General features: G+C 55.3%; 10 protein-coding genes. 7 read left to right on the top strand and 3 right to left on the bottom strand.

The window, feature by feature from the left end:
* From RMSM_RS14060 to RMSM_RS14080, 5 genes are all read left to right on the top strand, one after another.
* Positions 1-774 (top strand): DUF1552 domain-containing protein (locus RMSM_RS14060; protein ID WP_040766573.1); only part of this gene is annotated, 774 nt, incomplete at its 5' end.
* Between the two features lie 300 nt (positions 775-1074).
* Complete coding sequence (locus RMSM_RS14065) at positions 1075-3801, top strand: PSD1 and planctomycete cytochrome C domain-containing protein (protein WP_201767034.1); 2727 nt, start codon at positions 1075-1077, stop codon at positions 3799-3801.
* A 24-nt stretch (positions 3802-3825) separates the two neighbouring features.
* On the top strand, positions 3826-5187 hold the full coding sequence (locus RMSM_RS14070) for a DUF1501 domain-containing protein (protein WP_008697148.1): 1362 nt from the start codon (positions 3826-3828) through the stop codon (positions 5185-5187).
* An 81-nt stretch (positions 5188-5268) separates the two neighbouring features.
* Positions 5269-7803 carry a DUF1592 domain-containing protein gene (locus tag RMSM_RS14075; RefSeq protein WP_008697150.1) on the top strand — a complete coding sequence of 845 codons (2535 nt, stop codon included), beginning with the start codon at positions 5269-5271 and terminating at the stop codon, positions 7801-7803.
* Between the two features lie 54 nt (positions 7804-7857).
* A complete protein-coding gene (locus tag RMSM_RS14080; protein ID WP_008697152.1) occupies positions 7858-9210 on the top strand; it encodes a DUF1552 domain-containing protein in 1353 nt (450 codons plus the stop codon).
* A 34-nt stretch (positions 9211-9244) separates the two neighbouring features.
* Here RMSM_RS14080 and RMSM_RS36855 read toward each other — a convergent pair whose 3' ends face one another.
* Both RMSM_RS36855 and RMSM_RS14090 read right to left on the bottom strand, forming a co-directional pair.
* Positions 9245-9958 carry a hypothetical protein gene (locus RMSM_RS36855; RefSeq protein ID WP_008697153.1) on the bottom strand — a complete coding sequence of 238 codons (714 nt, stop codon included), beginning with the start codon at positions 9956-9958 and terminating at the stop codon, positions 9245-9247.
* Positions 9959-10078: 120 nt separating this feature from the next.
* Positions 10079-12721, bottom strand: coding sequence for a dockerin type I domain-containing protein (locus tag RMSM_RS14090; RefSeq protein WP_008697155.1), 2643 nt, complete (start codon positions 12719-12721; stop codon positions 10079-10081).
* A gap of 308 nt (positions 12722-13029) precedes the next feature.
* On the opposite strand from RMSM_RS14090, the gene RMSM_RS14095 reads away from it, so the two are divergent.
* The gene (locus RMSM_RS14095) at positions 13030-15252 is read left to right on the top strand and encodes a hypothetical protein (RefSeq protein ID WP_008697157.1); all 2223 of its coding nucleotides are present in this window, start codon (positions 13030-13032) and stop codon (positions 15250-15252) included.
* Positions 15253-15290: 38 nt separating this feature from the next.
* Entirely contained in the window at positions 15291-19541 is a 4251-nt protein-coding gene (locus tag RMSM_RS14100) for an LVIVD repeat-containing protein (protein WP_173405124.1), read from the top strand.
* A 444-nt stretch (positions 19542-19985) separates the two neighbouring features.
* Here RMSM_RS14100 and RMSM_RS14105 read toward each other — a convergent pair.
* The coding region (locus RMSM_RS14105; RefSeq protein WP_040766584.1) for an adenylate/guanylate cyclase domain-containing protein at positions 19986-21067 on the bottom strand (1082 nt) is incomplete at its 5' end.

Below are 21067 nucleotides of genomic sequence, written 5' to 3' on the forward strand. Positions count from 1 at the left end.
TCGCTCGCGTTTGATGCGTTGTTTGACAATCACGGCAGCCGCCGGAACGAGAGCATCTTGGACCGAGTTCGCGACGACGCTGTGTCGCTGAGCCACCGCGTTAGCTCGGCGGACAGGGCCAAAATCGAAGAGTATCTCAGCAGCGTTCGCGAGGTTGAAAAGCGAGCCGCGTCGATGCGAGCGGCACGCGACAAGGCCGCCGCGCGAGCCAAAGACAATGGCAAAACGATTGCGATGATGAAACGGCCCGACGATGGATTGCCCGAAGACATTCGCGAACACATGCGGTTGATGTGTGACATCGTTGCGCTCGGATTCCAGACCGACAAATCTCGCGTCGCCACGCTGCTACTGAACCGCGACTTGTCCGGATTGTTTTATCCGTTCCTCGATGTGCAAAGCACGCATCACTCGGCCTCGCATCGCGACAAGTCGGACGAGTATGAACGGATCTCGCGGTACTATTGCAGCCAATACGCCTACTTGGCCAGCAAGTTGGACGCGATGCCCGAAGGCGACGGCACGGTGTTGGACCATTCGTGTTTGCTGTTTATTTCCAGCATGTGGTCAGGCAACGCACACGATTCCAGCAAGGTTCCGGTGTTGTTGACCGGCGGCTTGTCCGGCGAACTGGAAACCGGTCGCGTCCTCGATTACATCGACAAGGGGGATGAGAATCGAAAGTTGTGCAGCTTGTACCTTTCGCTGATGGACCGAATGGACGTCAAACTCGATCACTTTGGCGACGCCGAAAACCAGCTAGCCGACCTGTAACCGCAGCAGCTGCATTCCGTCCACTACGATGTACGTAGTGGAACCGCGTTTTGACGCGAAATGGGAATGCCATTTTCCGAAATCTATTGACTTCAGAGCGAAATTCCTGCGTGACTTGGCAAAGCGACGCCTATAATCGGTGGGGTTGAGACGGCCCGAGGGAATAGTGGTCGATATTCGGACCGGCAATCCACGCACTTGGATTCTTCCCTCCTGGACTTTTCCCCAGCCTTTCATTCTCGGTGCCTCGCAAAGCGAGTGTCGAGAGCCCACCATGATTGCTGCCCAGGAGTTTTGCGAGTGCACTTCTCTGTTCGTGTTGTCCGTACCCTCGTCATGTTGATGGCGTTGACGTCCGCTTTGGACGCCAGCGAGCATGCGGTATTTTTTCGTGGGTTGAACTTGAATGGCCCCGAGGTCGTGATTGACGGCAACGTTTGGGAAGGACGCGACTCGAAAAACTACGTTTGCAACGACAAAGCGTTTGAACAACAAAACGTCGCTCTGATCCCGTCGACGGATGCTGATCGAGCGAAGATGATTCGCAGCAGTCGATGGAACGGAAATCGCATCGAGCTAAAACATCTTCCTGGCGGCACGTTCACCCTGTTTCTGTACGTGTGGGAAGACAACAAATCCGAGACCTACGAGATTCGCGTCGACGGAAAACGCGTCGTTTCTCGTTTCCACAGCGGCAACGCCGGAACATGGAAAAAGTTGGGGCCGTGGTATGTCGATGTCCGCGACGGATCGATCGAATTGACCAGCAAGGGAGGTGCGGCGAATTTTTCCGGCATCGAACTGTGGCGTGGCAAGCATGATGGATCCAACGATCCACCGATCAGTGAAGACCAGTTGGCGTTCTTTGAAAACCGCATTCGGCCGTTGTTGGCCACGCATTGCTACGAGTGTCACAGCAGTGAAAGCGACGAGCTACAAGGCGGATTGTTGGTCGATTCGCGACCGACGCTGCATCGTGGTGGTGACAGTGGGCCGGCCGTGGTTCCCGGCGATGTCGAGCATAGTTTGTTGATCCAAGCGGTACGCTATGACGATGCGATGGAGATGCCGCCGGATAGCAAACTATCCAACGCCGAGATTGCCGATTTGGAAACGTGGGTCAAAATGGGGGCTCCCGATCCTCGTCACCAGGCGACCCGGTTCGTTCGCAAGAAGATCGATGTGGACAAGGCTCGTAGGCACTGGTCGCTGCGGCCGCTGAGGAATCCCACCCTACCCGAACCTCGCGATGCAAGTTGGCCTTACAACGAGATCGATCGGTTTGTCGCGGCGGAACGTGACCGGCATGGACTGGCGCCGATCGGTGACGCGGACAAACGAACGTTGATTCGGCGGGCCAGCTTTGATTTGACTGGTTTGCCACCATCGCCGGACGACGTTCATGCATTCTTGGCGGATGAATCCCCGGACGCGTTTGCCAAGGTTGTCGATCGGTTGCTCGATTCGCCCCACTACGGCGAGCGTTGGGGACGACACTGGATGGACTTGGTTCGTTATGCCGACACAGCCGGCGATAACTCGGACTATCCGATTCCGTCAGCCTACCGGTATCGAAACTACATCATTGATTCGCTGAACGCCGACAAACCATACGATCAATTCGTGCGAGAGCAAATCGCAGGCGATTTATTGCCTGCGGCCTCCGACACGCAGCGAAACGAGCAGACGATTGCCACAGGTTACTTGGCGATATCGCGGCGATTCGGTTCGGTTGTGAAGGACTATCCGCAACATTTGACGATCGAAGATTCGCTCGACAATATCGGTCGCACCGTGTTGGGGATGACGATCGCGTGTGCTCGATGTCACGACCATAAATTTGATCCGATCTCGCAAGACGACTATTACGGATTGTATGGCATTTTGGAAAGCAGCCAGTATCCGTTCCCCGGCATCGAACTCGATTCGAAACCGCGTGACTTTGTGCCGCTCGTTGAAAATGGCAAACCCACGAAGACGCTCGTGTATGCGATGAGCGAAGGAGACGCGGGCGACGCCGCAGTGCACCGACGTGGCGAGCCGCAACAACACGGCGATGTGATTGCTCGTCGCTTTCTCGAAGTGTTGGGAGGTCAGGTGTTGCCTGCGGAAGAGACTCGGCAAAGTGGCCGATTGTCGTTGGCGATGTGGTTGACTGCCGCCGACAATCCGCTCACCGCTCGCGTGATGGTCAATCGAATTTGGCAACATCATTTTTCAGTGGGGCTTGTCCAAACGCCCAGCGACTTTGGCATTCGTGGATCGCCGCCAACGCATCCCGAGTTGCTTGATTGGTTGGCGTCGCGTTTTATCGCCGATGGATGGTCGATCAAGCAGATGCACCGGCGCATCATGCTCTCTCGCACTTATCAATTGAGCTCACGTGGTGATGACAATACGGTCGCAATCCAAATCGATCCCAACAACGATTGGCATTGGCGGTTCAATCGTCAGCGTCTCGATGCCGAATCGCTACGTGACACGCTGCTGATGCTGAGCGGTGAATTGGATCTTTCGATGCCACGCGAACCGCATCCGTTTCCGCCATCGGATAAGTGGAAATACACTCAGCATCATCCGTTTCGTGACGTCTATGATTCGAACCGGCGGAGTGTGTATTTGATGATGGCTCGGCTGAATGCACGATCGTTTTTTACAACGTTTGATGGTGCCGATCCCAATGCCTGCACATCGCAGCGTGACAGCAGTGTGACGACCGTCCAGTCGTTGTACCTGATGAATGATCCCTTCGTTCATGATCGTGCCGAGAAGTTGGCGGTTCGCTTGCTGCACGACGACGCGGACTCCGGTGCCCGGATGGTTCGAGCATTTGAATTGATTCTTGGCCGCCCGCCCACCGACACCGAACGCATCGACATCACCCAATGGATGCGGTCAATGAACGATGTTCTAAAACAATCCGCAGGTATGCAATCGGCAAAATCCAAAGACGATCGCGAGCGAGAAACTTGGACCGCCTTCATACGATCGATGCTGCGAACCAATGAGTTTTTGTATGTTGATTGATCCAACCCACCCACGACTGACACGATGAATCGACCCCGCGTCACGCGTCGCAATTCGATCCGCTCGTTGATTGGCGGTTCCATTTTGTTTCCGGCCATCGTTTCCGAGTTGATGGCGGCGGAGGAGTCCACGTCGTTGTCGGCTGAGCCGTTGACACCGAAACCTACGCATTTTCCCGCCAAGGCCAAGCGGATCATCATGGTGTTCGCTACCGGCGGTGTATCGCACATCGATACGTTTGATACGAAATCTTCTGGCAATGGCCGCGACGGCAGCGGCAAAGACAAATTGATGGGCAGCGTGTTTCCGTCGAACGCGAACAAGCAATGTGGAACCGTTGTCAGCGATCTGTTTCCGCACCTGCGCGATTCGATGCAAGACATCTGTTTAATTCGATCAATGAAGTCGGCACATTTTGATCACACCGAAGCCGCGGTCGGGATGCACACCGGTTCGGCGACCTTCACACGGCCGAGCATGGGATCGTGGCTCAGCTATGGCTTGGGCACGGTCAACCAAAATCTGCCCTCGTTTATCGTCATCGCACCGCATCTGCCCTATGGGGGGACTCAGGTTTACGCCAGTGATTTTTTGCCAGCGTATCACCAGGGAACACGAGTGATCCCGGGCAACGAGCCGATCGCGAATCTGGCTGCCAAAACCACTCAGGAACGCATCCAGCAAATGGAGTTGGGGCTGGTTGATCAATTGAATCGTCAATATCTTGCCGGACGCAGTGACGATTCACGACTCGCCGCCCGGATCAAAAGCTATGAAACCGCGTTTCATATGCAGACCGCGGGGCCTGAAGCTTTTGACGTGCAGCAAGAGGACGACAAGACCCTCGGCATGTACGGTTTGAAGCGAGGTGACACCAAAAGTTTTGCTTGGCAATGCATCGTCGCCCGACGGTTAGCCGAGCGTGGCGTGCGGTTCATCGAGCTGGTCGACAGCGGTTCGCGGCCCAATTGGGATTCGCACGGCAACATGAAAGAGCATGTGCCACTCGCCAAAGCGGCTGATCAACCCTTGGCCGCATTAATCCGCGACTTGAAGCAACGCGGAATGTTCGAGGAAACATTGATCGTGTGGGCGACCGAATTTGGACGCACACCTACGAAAGAGGGTAAATTTGGACGCGGTCACCATGGCGATTGTTTTTCGATTTGGCTCGCTGGCGGTGGCGTCAAAGGAGGCATCGTGCACGGCGAAACCGATGACATCGGCAAATCGATCGTTCACGGACAGGTCGATGTGCACGATTTGCACGCGACCATTTTGAACCAGATGGGAATCGATCACACCCGGCTGACCTACCGCCATGCCGGACGTGATTTTCGGTTGACCGATGTCCACGGTCGTGTTGTCAAAGACATCTTGTTGTAGTGAAAGTCGCCAAAACTTTTGGGGAAATTACCTCGCCAACCGAAAAGCCTCGTATCGAGGTCGCAATTATCGATTGATCCAATGACGAAACACTTTTTCACGCTCTCTCTGTTTTGCTTCTTCACGATCTTTCTCGTAGGACAAACCGAGGCTGCGGAACTAAGCAGTAACCATCGTTCGTTCTTGAAGAGCTATTGTGTGCAGTGTCATGGGCCTGAGCAGCAGGAAGGCGAACTGCGACTCGATACGCTCTCGACCGATTTTGCGGACCCTCTGATTTCGTCGATGTGGGCGGAAGTGCTCAATTCCATCAACGCTCACGAGATGCCGCCTGAAGACGAAAAGCAACCGTCGATGGAAGCGGCAGCCGCGTTTGCGAAATGGCTCGAGTCCTCTCTCGCCCAAGCCGAGATTGCGAAACGAGCGACACGCGTGGTGCTGCGCCGGATGAATCGCGCAGAGTACAACAACACGATCCGCGATCTGGTCGGCGTCGATTTCGATCCTGCGGAGGCGTTTCCCGAAGATCCTCCGGCAGGCGGTTTTGACAACATTGGCGAGGCGCTGACCATGTCGCCGCTGCAAATGGAACTTTACTACTCCGCAGCGCGAACAATCCTTGATCATGCGCTGGTCGAAGGCGAACAACCTGCGTCGATCAAATGGCATTTTGAACCGGAGCAAAATGCGGAAGGGACCGATCGTTTGCGGGTCAAGCATGACGGCAACAACATCCTGCTGAACGATGGTGACAATACGACGGAGGGCGCGTTTACCGTCGTGCATCATGACGCATGGAACAAATCGATTGGATTTCGTGATTTCAAAGTCCCGTCCGCTGGTGAATACATCATCCGCATTTGCGCCGCTGGCCGAGTCCCCTCGCGTGCCGAGGTGGTTGCGTCGGCCAAGTCGATCCTGCAAACACGTCGTGATGAAGCGATTGCAAAAAAGCCTGGATCTGAGAAGCGTGAAACCGAACGGGTTGAGCGAGATTTATTGCACTTTCAAACCGACCGCATGTATGACTATGGACCACCCCGTGTCAAAGTCGCAATCAATCTCGGTGGCACACCGAAAGTGATCGGCGAGTTTGATGTCGCGGCCTCGCCGTCGGATCCGGCGGTGTATGAAGTACGCGCTCGCTTTACGACCGAGAAAGCTGGCGTGAAATTGAACAATGTCTACAACGTTCCACGCGTGTTAGAGAATTTTTGGATGCAGGATCGCGATGAGTTTGCGCGTCCCGAATTGCTTGTCGACTGGATCGAATTATCAGGTCCGATGTATTCGCAATGGCCGCCGGAGAGCCATGCTCGATTGTTGTTCGATTCGCCAAATAAAGACAAAGACGAAAACGCGTACGCGCGCGAAGTGATCCGGCGGTTCATGACGCGAGCGTATCGTCGTCCCGTGGACGATGGGGAAGTGGATGCAAAGCTTGCTCTCTATCGAAAATATCGCGAGCACAAGCCGACGTTTATCGAGGCGATCAAAGTGCCGCTTGCCGCTGTATTGGCGTCGCCTCACTTCTTGTACCTTGCCGAACCAGAAGCTGCGAGCGAGTCGCCACGTCCGCTGAACCAATACGAACTGGCGTCTCGGCTCTCGTATTTCCTGTGGTCATCGATGCCCGATAACGAACTGTTTCGGCTTGCCTCTCGCGGTGAACTCGCCAAGCCCGAAGTACTCGAGGATCAAGTCACTCGGATGCTTGCGGATTCGAAGAACGATGCGTTCGTCGAGAATTTTGCAGGGCAATGGCTCGGGCTTCGCAACGTGGGGGCGAACCCGCCCACGTCAACCTTGTATCCCAAATACGATCGTCATCTCGAAGTTTCAATGGTGCAAGAGACGGAAGCTTTCTTTGCCGAGATCCTTCGTCACGATGTCGATTCACGCCACTTGATCGAGAGCGACTTCGTTACGGTCAACGAGCGACTTGCCAGGTTCTATGGCATTGCGGGAGTAAAAGGCGATGCGTTTCGCCGTGTTTCGGTGCCAGCTGATTCGCATCGTGGCGGGTTGGTCACCCAAGCGTCGATCCACTGCATCACGTCTAACGGCACCCGTACGTCACCGGTGACGCGAGGCGTGTGGGTGATGAAAACGATGCTTGGTACGGATCCAGGATTACCGGTGGCCAACGTAGGCGAGATACCAACCAAGGTGCCTGGGATCGACAAGGCAACCGTCCGCGATCGATTGACCATTCACCGTCAGAACCCCGCTTGTGCTCGATGCCACAACAAAATCGATCCGCTCGGCTTTGCCCTTGAGAACTTTAATGCATGTGGTGAATGGCGTGACCAGGAAGGTCACGGATACAATGGGCGGATCGGCAAAAACGATCCGCAGATTGACGCAAGTGCGAAGATGCCCGATGGCAGCGAATTCATCGGCGTCGAGGGATTGCAATCGGAGTTGTTGAAAAACGAGGATCTGTTTCTCAGCGGATTGGCGTCCAAATTGACGACCTATGCACTGGGCCGCGAGCTTGGGTTTTCCGACCGAGACACTGTCCGTGACTTTGTCGCCACGATGAAACGAAATCAATACACATTGCGATCACTGATTGTGGCGATCGTTCAATCGGAAGCGTTTAAGACGAAGTAAGCTGGTTGATGACAGGCTGGGAAGCCTATCCCACATTTGGCTGTTAGGAACTTGATGATGAATTCGATCGCCCGCAAACCACTTTCACGCCGTACCGTTCTTCGCGGTTGTGGAGCCGCTATTGGCTTGCCGCTGTTAGAGGCAATGATGCCGCAAACCTTGCTCGCGGCACCGTCGACCTTCAAGCCACTATTACAATCGAACGTCAAGCCGACTCCGCGTGCGATCTTTTGCTACGTTCCCAATGGTGTGAACATCCTGGAATGGATGCCTGCAAATCGCGGTGCCGATTACACGCTCTCGCCTACGCTTGCAGCCGTTTCCGATCATCGGGCCGATTTGTCCGTGATCAGTGGGCTCGGCCATCCCAATGCCACTGGCGGGCATAGTGGTGCGGACACATGGTTGACTGGCGCCGATCTTCGCGCGGTCCCTGGCAAAGATTACTCGAACACGATCTCGGTCGATCAGTTGATTGCCGAAAAGGTGGGGGCGGCGACACGGTTCCCTTCATTGCAACTTTCCGATGGCTCGGGGACTGGAAGTGCGCTACATAGTCACACGCTTTCATTTGATCGTAACGGCACGCCGCTGCCCGCCGAGAACAGTCCCAAACGTTTGTTCGAGCGGCTGTTTGTCCCGGATGATGCATCGTCGCGGGCGGCGACGCTGCGTCGGTTCGCGGAAAAGCGAAGTATCCTCGATGACGTCGCGAGCGAGGCAAAATCACTCGCGAAGAAACTCGGACACTCGGATCAAAAGAAACTCAATGAGTATCTGGCGTCGGTCCGCGAAACCGAGCTTCGCGTACAACGACAAGTTGATTGGATCGATGTGCCAAAACCTGAGGTGGATGATCGCGGATTGCAACTGAACAGCCAGCCCGGCAACGCCCATGACCGCACGATGTGGATTGATGTCATGCTTGAAATTTGTTATCTGGCGTTCGTTACCGATACCACGCGAGTGATCTCGTTTGAATGGTCACGTGAGGCGGGCGGTCATGGTCCTGGTGGCGAGAACCATCACGAGCTATCGCATCATGGTGGCGACGCTGGGATGCTCAAAAAACTTGGCGTCATCGACCGTGGATTTTTGGAGCGACTCGGCCGCTTCCTGACGTTCCTAAAGCAGACCGAAGAAGGCGGTCGCTCGATGCTTGATCACACGATGGTGGTCTACGGTTCGGGGATGAACAGCGGCGAGCGAGGCGAACATTCACCCAAGAATTTGCCGCTGATCGTTGCGGGCGGCGGAGCATGGGGTTTGAAACACGGTCACCATCTTGCCCATGATCCCGATCGTCATCCGCCGCTATCCAACGTGCTGCTTACTGTGGCGCAAAAGATGGGGGTCCAGACCGATCAATTCCAAGACGCCACCGGCACGTTGACCGGGCTCGCTTGAGCGGAAACGGGGCACTTCATTATCCACTTGTTCCTCAGTGGTTCCCATGGACGTGTTCGAACAGCGATTTGGCGCGTGCGATGACTTTGGGTTCACCGTCGGTACGATACGCTCCTTCGCCTCCTTGTTTGCGGCCACAGGTGTATTTTAGCCACACATTGGCGTGACCGAATAAGCCGCTGTAGTCCATCCCCCAAGTGCCTTCGCCGTAACCATCGTCCGCGTTGGTTTTACGGTCGCGTCCTCGGTGCAAGAGACCCGGATGCAAATCGGGGACTTTGGTGAACGCCGCTCCGCCGCCGACGTACCAAGCACTGTACTTTTTGTTGGGGCTGCATTTGGCCCAAGGTGCAACGCAATGAGGGTTCCCGGCACGAGCACAATCATTCATCCGATATCGCTTGGGCGGGCAATCGCCACGATTGACGTCGCCCGGTTGCTCGTGCTTGGGTTTGCGAGGATGTCCCGGATCTTGGCTGATTCCGTGATGCGCCGTATCACCGTGCCGATGAATATTCGCATGCCCATGCCCGTGCCCGTGCTCGTACTCGTGCTCGTACTCGTACTCGTGCTCGTACTCGTGCTCGTACTCGTGCTCGTACTCGTGCCCGTGCCCGTGCCCGTGCCCGTTGGATAACTCGTAATCCGCTGGGGCTTTGGCGACCGCTGTGGAAACTGCGGTTAGCGTGATCGCGAAACCCAACGCCGCGAACGTGATCGATCGAAGTCGATTCGAGATACTCATCATCTATCCGTTTGGCAAGAAAACAAAAAGCCTTGCCAAAAGGATCGGCACAATCGCACCACCTTGCCGCGGGGAATCCGGTCATCCATCACAGCTGGAAAAACCGGCAAGGTTTACCGTGCCTCAGCTAGCAAATGGATTTCGATTGAATTTCTGGAACGGCAACCGCACACCGCCGACAACGTATTGATCGACACGGATCGAGGCGTTGGGATCAAATCCTTGTTGCCCGGCAAACGTGACCACATCGTCTTGATCGACCCCATCACCGCTAACGCCAAATCCGCCAACGAGCGTCGTTCGCGAATCGCCGATGTACAGCGGCGAGCTGCCAGGGAAAAAGACGACACCGTTTTGGTTGGCAAGTGGTTGCACTTCATCGCTGCCCGCCACGATGACCGCGTCGCCTGGGTCGCGGAAGTTGCGGCTCGGGTTGAAGGCATCAAATGCTAGGAAGCTGTCGGTCGTTGCACGGCCGTAGACGTCAAAGTCCAGTGGTTGGTCGTTGACGACATTCTCGGCGGTGACCGGATTGATTCCCGCGGTTCGCAGGATGCTGTGCGGGGCGATCTGTTGGCATTGCCCTGGTTTTTGATCACACAGATCCGCGGTCGGATCGTTTTGCAATCCACCGGCGAGCGACGGATCGACGTTGGATCCGGTCGGATAGCGAGGTTCGACAATAAAACGGAAGGTGCGATTCGTCAGTGCGGTGCCCAGCGGTACGGTATCGCCCGATGAGTTTTCCAGCGACTGAGTAATCGGTCCAAACATGTCGTCGCCGTTAAAGTCGATGCGGTCGACCGCTTGCAAGGCATCGGCGTCGGCGTAGTAGGCAGTGTTGCGAGCTTTGGCGATCGACACGTCAATCGAAAAGACGGTCGCATCGGGCATTCGGTACAGCCCCAGCAGTTCGCCGTTGGTATCAGCGACGGCAAGTACCATGCGAGTTTTCGCACCGGGGCGGAAATTATTGTCGATATCCAATCGAATCGCCGCCCGCGTGCGGTCGGCTTCGTTGACACCGGTGAGGATAATCTGCTCGACTCGCTCGGCGGTCAATTCGGTATCGACGGCCGAGTCATGCGGTGCCACCAACCAGCCTTCGGGAACCGCTTGGCCGACCAGCAAAGTGTCGCCATCTGCGTTGACGACCTTATTTTCACCCGAATCGCTACCTCGAGCAAAGGAGCGCCCGACATTGATCAGACGATCGATACCGGGTTGACGAAAGGATTGATCGGGATGCGGTCCATAGATTTCTAACGTGATACCGACGAGGTCAATTCGACCAGTAGGCAAAAAGAAATCGGGAAGCGATGGCAACGCGTTATTGAATTCACTCAAGTCGCGAACGAACGCCGAGGGACCGACCAGCCCGGTGCCGGCGGCGGCAATCAACGCTGTGAATTCGGCTTCGAGCACCTTCGACGCATTGGTTCGTTCTTTCTCGGTTTGAGCGACGCCGCCACGTTCGCTGGCGTGCTGGAACCCTTGCTCGTAAGTGGCATAGCCGTCTTCACCCGGAAAGAAAACGCCGATTCCGCCGACCAAGTTGAATGATTCGCTCAGCGGGACGTTGGGCGTTGAACCATTAGGATTGGTGACTGCTTTGTAAAGCGGAATACCGCCGGGCAGCGTGGCGACGCCACGTGATTGGCTGTCGAGGAACGTTTCGGTTGCGACGCCGTAAGACTCGGGCCAAGTTTGAAAGAATTCGTCGGCATTTCGCGGCACGTACGCAGGATCCGCGTTAAAACGAGAACCGAGTGCAAAATCGTCTCCCTCGATATGAATGCCCGCGTCGTCGACGAACGATTCCGTCGTCCCGTCGGCACCGGCGTGCAACTGGCTGTCGCGGCTTTGATGTTCAATCGCAAACAAGTCGACTTGTGGGGCAAAATTCACTTCCGGCGGAAAGTGACCGCCAACCCCGATCGGTGCGACAAAGCCGGGGCCACGATACGCGGGATCGTCGCTGATCGGTGATGATTCGACCTCACGCTGCGTGACCGTCGATTGGCTGATGAAGCGAACCGTGCGGCTGGTCAGCGGCGCGGCATTGCTGCTAAAGAATGCCGCGGTGCGGGCTTTGGCTACCGCGCCGTCGATCGCGAACGCGAGTTGTTCGGGATCGTTCTGTAGATCCGAATTGACACCGTCTTCGACCCGGACGCCAAGAATTTTGCCGTTGCGATCGACCACCGCAATGATCGCATCGGTGCTGCTGGTGGCCATCGAAGCACGTTTTAGCAGCGTTTCGACATCACTTGCTTCCAACAAATTTTGGTCGCCGAGACTTTCGGCGGCGTTGAGTGACGCGAAAAACTCGTCGTTGGCGGCTTGGAACACCCCGTCGCTATCGACCTGTGCCGCTTTGGCGATATTAGCAAAATCGGCCGTTGGCAATTCCGCGACCGCAGCGGATTCACCGATGCCCATCCGATTCAGATGATTGATCACAACCAGTGCGTCGAGCGCGCTGACATGGCCGTTGTTATCGACATCGACCATGGACTGCGATGTCGCGTCCGCTTCGGTTTCGGCGAGCGTGGTGGCTTCGTCGACGCCGTTGAATCGCTGCAGATAATTGACAACTACCAACGCATCAAGTGTAGACACATGCCCATCGACGTTCACGTCGGCTGGCAATTGGTCGTTGTGTAACCCCAGCACATCGCCGCCGGCCATCAGGTGACGCGACTCGAGTCGCTCGGCCAATAAACGCCGTTTGGATTGGCGGCGACCAAGGGATGAAACTGTCATACGATTCACGATTACTCGCCGCAAAAAAACGGGGGAAAGCGAACAGGATGGATGAGGGCACGTGCGAAGGGCTATCAAATGCTGCCTCCCCCCTCATCTTACTTCGGATGACAGACGAAACGAGGCAGATTGCGATTTTGCTTTCCCAGACAACCCGAATAATCCGCACGATTTCACCAAACGGCACAAAGCGAACCCCCACTTTCGGCCGATAACTTTAGCGAGCGAGTTGGGTGAAGGGGGCAGACACAGCCTGGTAGCACCCTCCGGAAATCATTGCTGAGGCGAGTGAAGACGACTGAACAAATATGATGGATCTGCGGGGAATCACGATCGCCATCGCTTTGACCCTGGTTGGGGGCGGAGTCAGTTTGCGCGCTGACGAAGGCGTTGATTCCCCAGCCATCGCCCATACGACACTGCGAGAATTGTTGAATTCCGGCAGAAACGACTCGGCCGCACAGGCGGGCGGTACAGTCCAGCTCGAGATTGTCCCGGATCGACAGGCTGCAGCACCGCAGCAAACCGAGAAGCGGCTTGCCCCGTTGCCAGAGAATGGTGAGCCGAGTTCGCCGAGTTCGTTCCGAGATTTGCTGAGCAATACGGTCCGCCAAACGTCCGATTCGATCATCAAGGAAATTCGGCCCGATGCGGATTCAAGCGGCGTCGATCCATTCCAGGACGACGATCCTTTTCAGGACGACAGGTCATTTCAGGATAACAGGCCGATTCAGGATGATGGGGAATTGGATGCGGACATCCGACCCGATGTACTGCGTGATCCGCTCGAACCTGGACTCGAATTGCCGCGGATCAATTTAGATCGGCTCGACGATACCAATCCACTTTACGTTGCGGCTCGTGATGCCCCCTATGGGTTTACGGGACCCAGCGGCGTGCTGCCGACCGAGTATCAAACCAGCAGCCACTTTATTCCGGTCGAGGATCGATGGAGGTTGGGGCAACCCAACGCCGACCGCTACGGGAAAGGGCATCCGGTCAACGACGACTATTTGGGCGTCGAAGGGGCGTTTTGGGATCCCTACAACCAAAATGTGCTCAAGGGCGACTATCCCATCATCGGTCAGCATACGTTTCTGAAGCTGACGGGCAAAAGTCTGACGCTGCTCGAAGGCCGTCAGCTGCCGACCCCGACGACCCCGTTCGAATCGACTCGCAACCCAGGCGCGGTCGGATTCTTTGGGGATCCCGATTCGTTTCTCGCGGCTCAGTACACCTCGTTTGCGATCGATCTGTTTCACGGCAACACCTCGTTCAAACCCAACGATTGGCGAGTTCGGTTGAACTTGGTTCACAACGTGAATCACTTGGTGGCAGATGAGCTTGGCGTCGTCAGCCCCGATGTTCGCGACGGGACGAGCCGTCATCGAGACGATTTCGCGTTGGAAGAATGGTTCTTTGAATCCAAAATTTCGGATCTCAGCCCCTACTACGACTTTGCTTCGGTCCGTGTCGGCAGCCAGCCCTTTGTCAGCGATTTCCGTGGTTTCATCTTTGCCGATATTAACCGTGGTGTTCGGCTGTTTGGAACGCGGCACAGCAATCGCGATCAGTTCAACTTGATGTGGTTCGACCAAACCGAAAAAGAAACCAATAGCTTGCTGAACGTCATCGATGACGATCGCAACCAAAATACTTGGATCGCCAACTACTATCGCCAAGACTTTCTCTACCCTGGTAACACTGCTAGCATTTCATTTCATGCTAACCATGACCGGGCGTCGTTTGAGTTTGACAAGAACAATTTTCTGGTTCGTCCCGATCCCGTGGGCGTTTTCCAGCCGCACGATGTTCGCTCGTATTATTTTGGTGTCGCGAACAACGGCCACATGGAACGGATCAATGTCAGCAGTGCATTTTATTACGTGTTCGGCCGCGATGATCTGAATCCGATTGCGGGTCGCGAGGTCGATATTAGTGCCTATATGGCTGCGATCGAATTGTCGTATGACCGCGACTGGGTTCGTTTCCGCACGTCGTATCTGTTCAATTCCGGCGACAGCGACACCAACGACGAACAAGCGACGGGATTCGATGCGATCTTTGCGAATCCAAACTTTGCCGGAAATGAATTTAGCTACTGGGGACGTCAAGGCATTCGGCTGTTCGGCGTCGAGTTGACCAACCGCTTGAGTTTGAATCCGAGCATGCGGCAAAGCAAATTCCAAGGGCAAACCAACTTCGTCAATCCTGGTTTGCACCTGTTTAACCTAGGTTTGGACGCCGACATCACCCCGCGACTGAAAACGATCAACAACTGTAACTTTCTCTGGTTCGAAGATACCTCATCACTGGAAACCTATCTGTTTACAGGCGAAGTCAACAAATTCATCGGCACCGATATTAGCACTGGCCTCGAATACCGTCCGCTGCTAAATAATAACATTCTGTTATTGGGTGGGCTCGCGACACTCATTGGCGGCAATGGATTGGAAGACCTATACCAGAATCTCGACGGTGAACTCCGCAACCACGTGGCGGGCTTCGTCGAACTGGTCCTAGAGTTCTAGCTAGCAAACACGCTGGCAGTGATTGGGTGAATGGATTGATGAACTGCCGACGTATCTTTCAGCTGACGTTTCTTGTATGTCTGGCGTCGTCATCGGCTGGTTGGGCGCAATCACCGCAAGAACGAATCGCGACGCTTCGTGACTTTCTGAAATCGAGTCGACCATCGGAATCGGACCCCCCCGCAGCGAATTCCCCCGTAGCGAATTCCCCCGTAGCGAATTCCCCCGTAGCTCAAGTTGCCGCGACGGATTCGATTGCCACGTCGGTTGTCACTGCGGCTCCACCGAACATCCCACCTGAAAACATTCCGGCACAGAAAATCCCGTTTCCTTCGGGCAGCTATCATGGCAAACCTCGCGTGGCCGGAGCGAGTGAGCCTGGGATTGGCCGCCGCGGCGAGGATCCTTGGGATTTAGCACGTCGACTTGGGATCGCCGACAACGCGTCTTATCCGATTCCCGAGGATCTTCGGTTTGACGATCTCGCTCGCCAAACCGCCGCCGATGCGCATGCGAAAAGCGTCGGATGTATCCATTGCCACACCGATGTCGGCCACATGCATCCGGTGAACTCGATCCAAATCGGGTGTACCGATTGTCACGGCGGCGATGCCACCGCGACCGACATCCGCACCGCCCACGTTTGGCCTCAGTACGGACCGGCCTGGAAAGACTCGGCCAATCCGGTTCGCAGTTACACAATCTTGAACCACGAATCGCCTGAATTCATCCGATTTATGAATCCCGGCGATTTGCGAGTCGCGCATATTGCCTGCGGTCAATGTCACCCCAACGAAGTGCTTCAGCTTCGCAAGAGCATGATGACCAATGGTTGTATGTTGTGGGGCGCGGCACTTTACAACAATGGTGCCACGGGCAACAAGCGAGCCGAGCACGGCGAATCGTACAGCATGAATGGCAAGCCACAGATCATGCAAACCGTACCGCCGCCCACTGAATATGAAATGCGTCACAAAGGCGTGTTGGCGTCGCTGAATCCATTGATTCCGTATCAGGTCAGCCAGCCCGGCAATGTATTGCGGATCTTTGAACGCGGCGGTCGTTTTCGTCCCGAGATCGGTATCCCCGAGCGACTCGAGGAACCGGGCCGTCCTCGTGAACGATTGAGTTTGCGTGGGCTTGGTACCGAAAACCGGACCGATCCGGTTTACATCGGCCTGGCTAAGACACGGCTGCTCGATCCGACGTTGAATTTCCTTGGCACCAACGACCATCCCGGCGACTATCGCAGCAGCGGTTGCAGCGCTTGCCACGTTTTGTACGCCAATGACCGCAGTCCCACCGCCAGCGGATTTTTGGCCAAATACGGAAACAATGGCACTGCGGCAGCCGAACGCGACGAATGGGTCAAATACATCGATCCGACCATTCGCAAGGACCAACCCGGCCATCCGATCCAGCACAAATTCGAATTGCGAATGCCGACGAGCCAGTGCATGGTGTGTCACATTCACCCGGGCACCAACGTGTTGAACAGTTATCTCGGTTACATGTGGTGGGATAACGAAACCGATGGCGAGTTGATGTACCCGGAAGAACAAAAACATTTGACCGCCGAAGAATACATGCGGGCAACCGAGCACAATCCGAACGAAGCAGCCGCTCGCGGGCACTGGAGCGATCCTGAATTTCTAGCCAACGTCAGCGATCTGAACCCCCATTTGCGTCACACCCAATTCGCCGATTTCCATGGCCACGGCTGGGTGTATCGAGCGGTGTTCAAGAAAAACCGTCACGGTACGTTGTTGGATTGGAAGAACGATCCGCTACCGGATGTATCGACCGAACAACTGCAAGAGGCGGTTAAACCGTCCACGCCGACCGAGCAACAAGTTGGCAGGTGCCGCCCCGACGCCCCGGTTCACATGCAAGACATCCACATGGAAAAAGGGATGCACTGCGTCGATTGTCACTTCTATCAAGACAGCCACGGCAATACGAAATTGTACGGCGAGGTTCGCGCGGCGATCGAGATTCAATGTATCGATTGCCATGGTACCGCCGAAGAATCGTTGGTCGAAAAAGTCGACAAGCAACTCGAGGCCGGCGAAGTGGCACGCCTGCCGACCAGCGGTCCAGCGGCACCCCAAGGGGGGACGAATCTGTTGACGCTCAGCACGACTTTTGACAAGCCCCGTTTCGAAATCCTGCGTGAACCTGGTAAACCGCCACGGTTGATCCAACGCAGCACCGTCGAACCGGACCTGTATTGGGAAGTCAAACAAACCGCCGACACCGTTCGCCCGGACCATCCCGACTACAACGCTCGCTCGCATGCAGCCAAAACGGTGCGAATGGGTGCCGATGGACGTCCGACTTGGGGTGGAACGACTAAAGATGATCTGTTGGCGTGTGCCCACCGCAATGAAAACATGTCGTGCATCGCTTGCCATAGCTCGTGGAACCCCAGTTGTTTCGGTTGCCACTTGCCACAGCGAGCGAACATCAAGTCGCCGGAACTGCATAACGATGGCGACGTCACTCGAAACCGGACTAGCTATAACTTTCAAACGTTACGCGACGACGTCTTTATGCTCGCTCGTGATGGTACGGTCACGGGAAATCGAATTGGACCGGCTCGTAGCAGTTGTGCGATTCACGTGACCAGCTACAACGCCAACCGCGAGGCAATCTACACCCAACAGCAAACGATTAGCGGCGACGGATTGAGCGGCATTGCGTTCAGCACCAATGTGCCGCATACCGTTCGCGGGGGTGCCGGATTGATCAATGAAACCGATCCTGGCCACGGCGGCGTTTATGAAACCAAAAGCTGTACCGATTGCCATCTTTCGGCCGCCAACGACAACAACGCGATCATGACTCAGCTGTTGATGCAGGGCACAGGGTACACCAACTTTATTGGCAAATACTGTTACGTCGCCGCCGGCGAACATGGTTTCGAAGCGGTTGTGGTGACCGAGAACACCGAGCCGCAAGCGGTGATTGGTAGCTCGCTGCATCAGCTTGCCTATCCCGAAAACTACGAAGAGCATCTCGAACATGACCGTGAACTCGAACATAGTCACGAGCATCCTGGTCGCGATATTTTAGAAACCCTCTCGCTGCGTTATCGCAAGCCAGAGATTTTGGATCTGCAACACCGAGGCGAGTACGTCTATGCCGCTTGTGGTGAAGGTGGCTTCCGCGTTTTCGACATCGCGTTCATCGATCACAAAGCATTTAGCGAGCGGATCACGACCGCACCGGTCTCGCCGCTGGGACAACGGTTCTATGTGCGAACCAAACACGCCACCGGCGTAGCCGCACCGAGCACCATCGCACCCGATCCGACTCGCAAACAAGACCCGGCGAATGAAGAATCGGCGATCCATCCTCTGTATGCCTACATCTACGTTTCCGACAAAGAAGAAGGTTTGATTTTGGTCGGTGCCGGTACATTACTTGACGGCAATCCGCTGAACAACTTTTTAGAACGAGCCTTGACGTTCAATCCCGATGGGATTTTGGACGGAGCCGAGTCGATCTCGATCGTAGGAACCTATGCCTACATTTGTTGCGAAGCAGGATTAGTGGTCGTCGATTTAGATGACCCCACCCAACCCAAGGTCACCAGTGTGATCGGGCACGAAGAGCTTGAGCACCCACATCGCGTTGCGGTTCAGTTCCGCTATGGATTTGTCACCGACAAAGAAGGGGTGAAGGTGCTTGATTGCACCGATCTGAGCCATCCGCATGTGGTTCATCATGTGCCGCTCGAGGACGCACATGGCATCTATGTCGCGCGGACTTACGCTTACGTGGCGGCTGGGAAACATGGGCTCGCCATCTTGGATGTCGAAAATCCGCTTCGTGCATACGTCGATCAAATCTACGACGCGAATGGTTGCATCAATGATGCTCATGATGTCCAGCTCGGGATTACCAACGTCAGCCAATTTGCCTACGTCGCCGATGGCAAGAATGGGTTGCGAGTGATCCAGTTGACAAGTCCCGAGGTGCATGGAAACGACGGCTTCAGCCCTCGACCGCAACCGTATTTGGTCGCCAGCTATAAGTTGCCCAAGAACGGGCATGCATTGGCAATCAGCCGTGGGATCGACCGTGATCGCGCGGTCGATGAAAGCGGCAATCAGATCGCGGTCTTTGGCCGCATCGGAGCGCGGCCGTTAAACAAGACCGAGGCCGAGAAGATGTATCGCCGTCCCGATGGCACGCCATGGTTCACCAGCGACGATATCTTTGACGAAAAGGTCTTCGATTTCCCTGAGGACTTGGGCGGCGTCCGCTTCCGAATCTCCGACTAAGCAGGTAGACAGGAATCATTGGGTAAAATCCCGTTAGCCGTTTGGACGCTAGCGGCTTGTTGATTTAATCGTACGATGGACTTCCAAGTCCGTCGAATACCCCCATGACAGGCGCGGCAGTCCATCAGCCACCCCTTGCCATAGGAAACTTCATTAAATCAACAGGCTAGCCCCGGTTCAATGTCGGAACCCTGTCTAGCGGCTTAGCTTTATTCGTAGCGAAAGTCGCCAAGACTTTCGACCCTTGCAATCCGAGGGCCGTCAGACCAATGCCATCTACTTTGGCACCCATTGGGTGATGTTCGAGTAGTGGGATTCGCCAGAATTCCCGTATTTATTGTTGAAGCAGCATGAACTCTGGCGAGTCCCACTACGTCAGGCATTTGCTTTGTATCCCGGTTTAAGCATCCCAGTTTAAATCGAGTTGCGTTACCGATCCGATCACTATTTGTGTTCGAAAACGAACACGGGATCGACGACGGTTTTCTTGTGCGTTAACGCGTCCACCACTCGGCCTAACAACAACACGCTCGGCGTATCGTCGGCATTTTTGTAGACCAGCGATGCGAGTTCTTTGGCAGATCCCGCAAGGTCACTTTTGTGATAGCAGTCCAACGCCCGTTCATAACTCAGCCGCATCTGTTGCCAATTCGGATTGGCGTCGGGATTCAGTTCGAATAGCGTGACGACTTCGTTGATCCCCAGCGGTTTGACGTCCGCCAAGTGACGTGTTTGCAGCACAATCTCGCTCGCTGCTCCTTGGCACTTCTCGACTTCGTTGAGTGTCGACGAGGTCAGAAGGACTCGCACCCCAAATGCTTTCGTCATTCCTTGCACTCGGCTCGCAACGTTGACGGTGTTACCAAGCGGGCCGTATTTGAACTTGACCTTCGACCCGGTATTGCCAACCTGTGCGACACCGGTGTTGATACCGATACCAAAGCCGAACTGGTCGCTGGTGATGTCACTCCACTTTTGACGAAGCGGCTCGATTTGTTTCAGCATCAAACTAGCCGTGCGACACGCTCGCAGCGCATGATCGGGTTGTTGCGCGGGGGCTCCCCACATCGCCATCAATTCATCACCAATGTAATCGACCAAAACGCCGTCGGTTTCGATCACACATTGGCTGAGTTCCGTCATCACATCGTTGATCCATTCGATCGTACGTGCGGGGCCGACTCGTTTGGATACGGCACTGAAACCGCGGATGTCACAAAACAAAACGGTGACATCGGCGTCACGTCCAAGCAGCAGATTTTCGTTTTTTTCGAGTCGATCGGTTACCGCAGGCGAGAAAAACTGAGTCAACGAAGCTCGCAACGATTCTTCGTGTTGGCGTGCCAACCCCGAGGCGACTGCGCTCGCCATCACTTCTAATAGCGTGGCTTCCAGTTCGCCGATCGGCTCGTTACTGCGTTCGTCCACCACGCGGCGGTCTCCGTAGACGACCCCAATGATCTCGCCTCCTTTGCCGAACATGGGGGCGGCAACGGCGCGATCCAAACTGATCATCGACGAACCCG

It is taken from the genome of Rhodopirellula maiorica SM1 (assembly GCF_000346295.1).
Taxonomy (GTDB): Bacteria; Planctomycetota; Planctomycetia; order Pirellulales; family Pirellulaceae; genus Novipirellula; species Novipirellula maiorica.

What these genes read in the sequence shown, in the direction of transcription:
- RMSM_RS14080 (WP_008697152.1), top strand. Translation starts at nt 7,858, where the DNA reads ATGATGAATTCGATCGCCCGCAAACCACTTTCACGCCGTACCGTTCTT.
- RMSM_RS14095 (WP_008697157.1), top strand. Translation starts at nt 13,030, where the DNA reads ATGATGGATCTGCGGGGAATCACGATCGCCATCGCTTTGACCCTGGTT.
- RMSM_RS14070 (WP_008697148.1), top strand. Translation starts at nt 3,826, where the DNA reads ATGAATCGACCCCGCGTCACGCGTCGCAATTCGATCCGCTCGTTGATT.
- RMSM_RS36855 (WP_008697153.1), bottom strand. Translation starts at nt 9,958, where the DNA reads ATGATGAGTATCTCGAATCGACTTCGATCGATCACGTTCGCGGCGTTG.
- RMSM_RS14090 (WP_008697155.1), bottom strand. Translation starts at nt 12,721, where the DNA reads ATGACAGTTTCATCCCTTGGTCGCCGCCAATCCAAACGGCGTTTATTG.
- RMSM_RS14100 (WP_173405124.1), top strand. Translation starts at nt 15,291, where the DNA reads ATGAACTGCCGACGTATCTTTCAGCTGACGTTTCTTGTATGTCTGGCG.
- RMSM_RS14075 (WP_008697150.1), top strand. Translation starts at nt 5,269, where the DNA reads ATGACGAAACACTTTTTCACGCTCTCTCTGTTTTGCTTCTTCACGATC.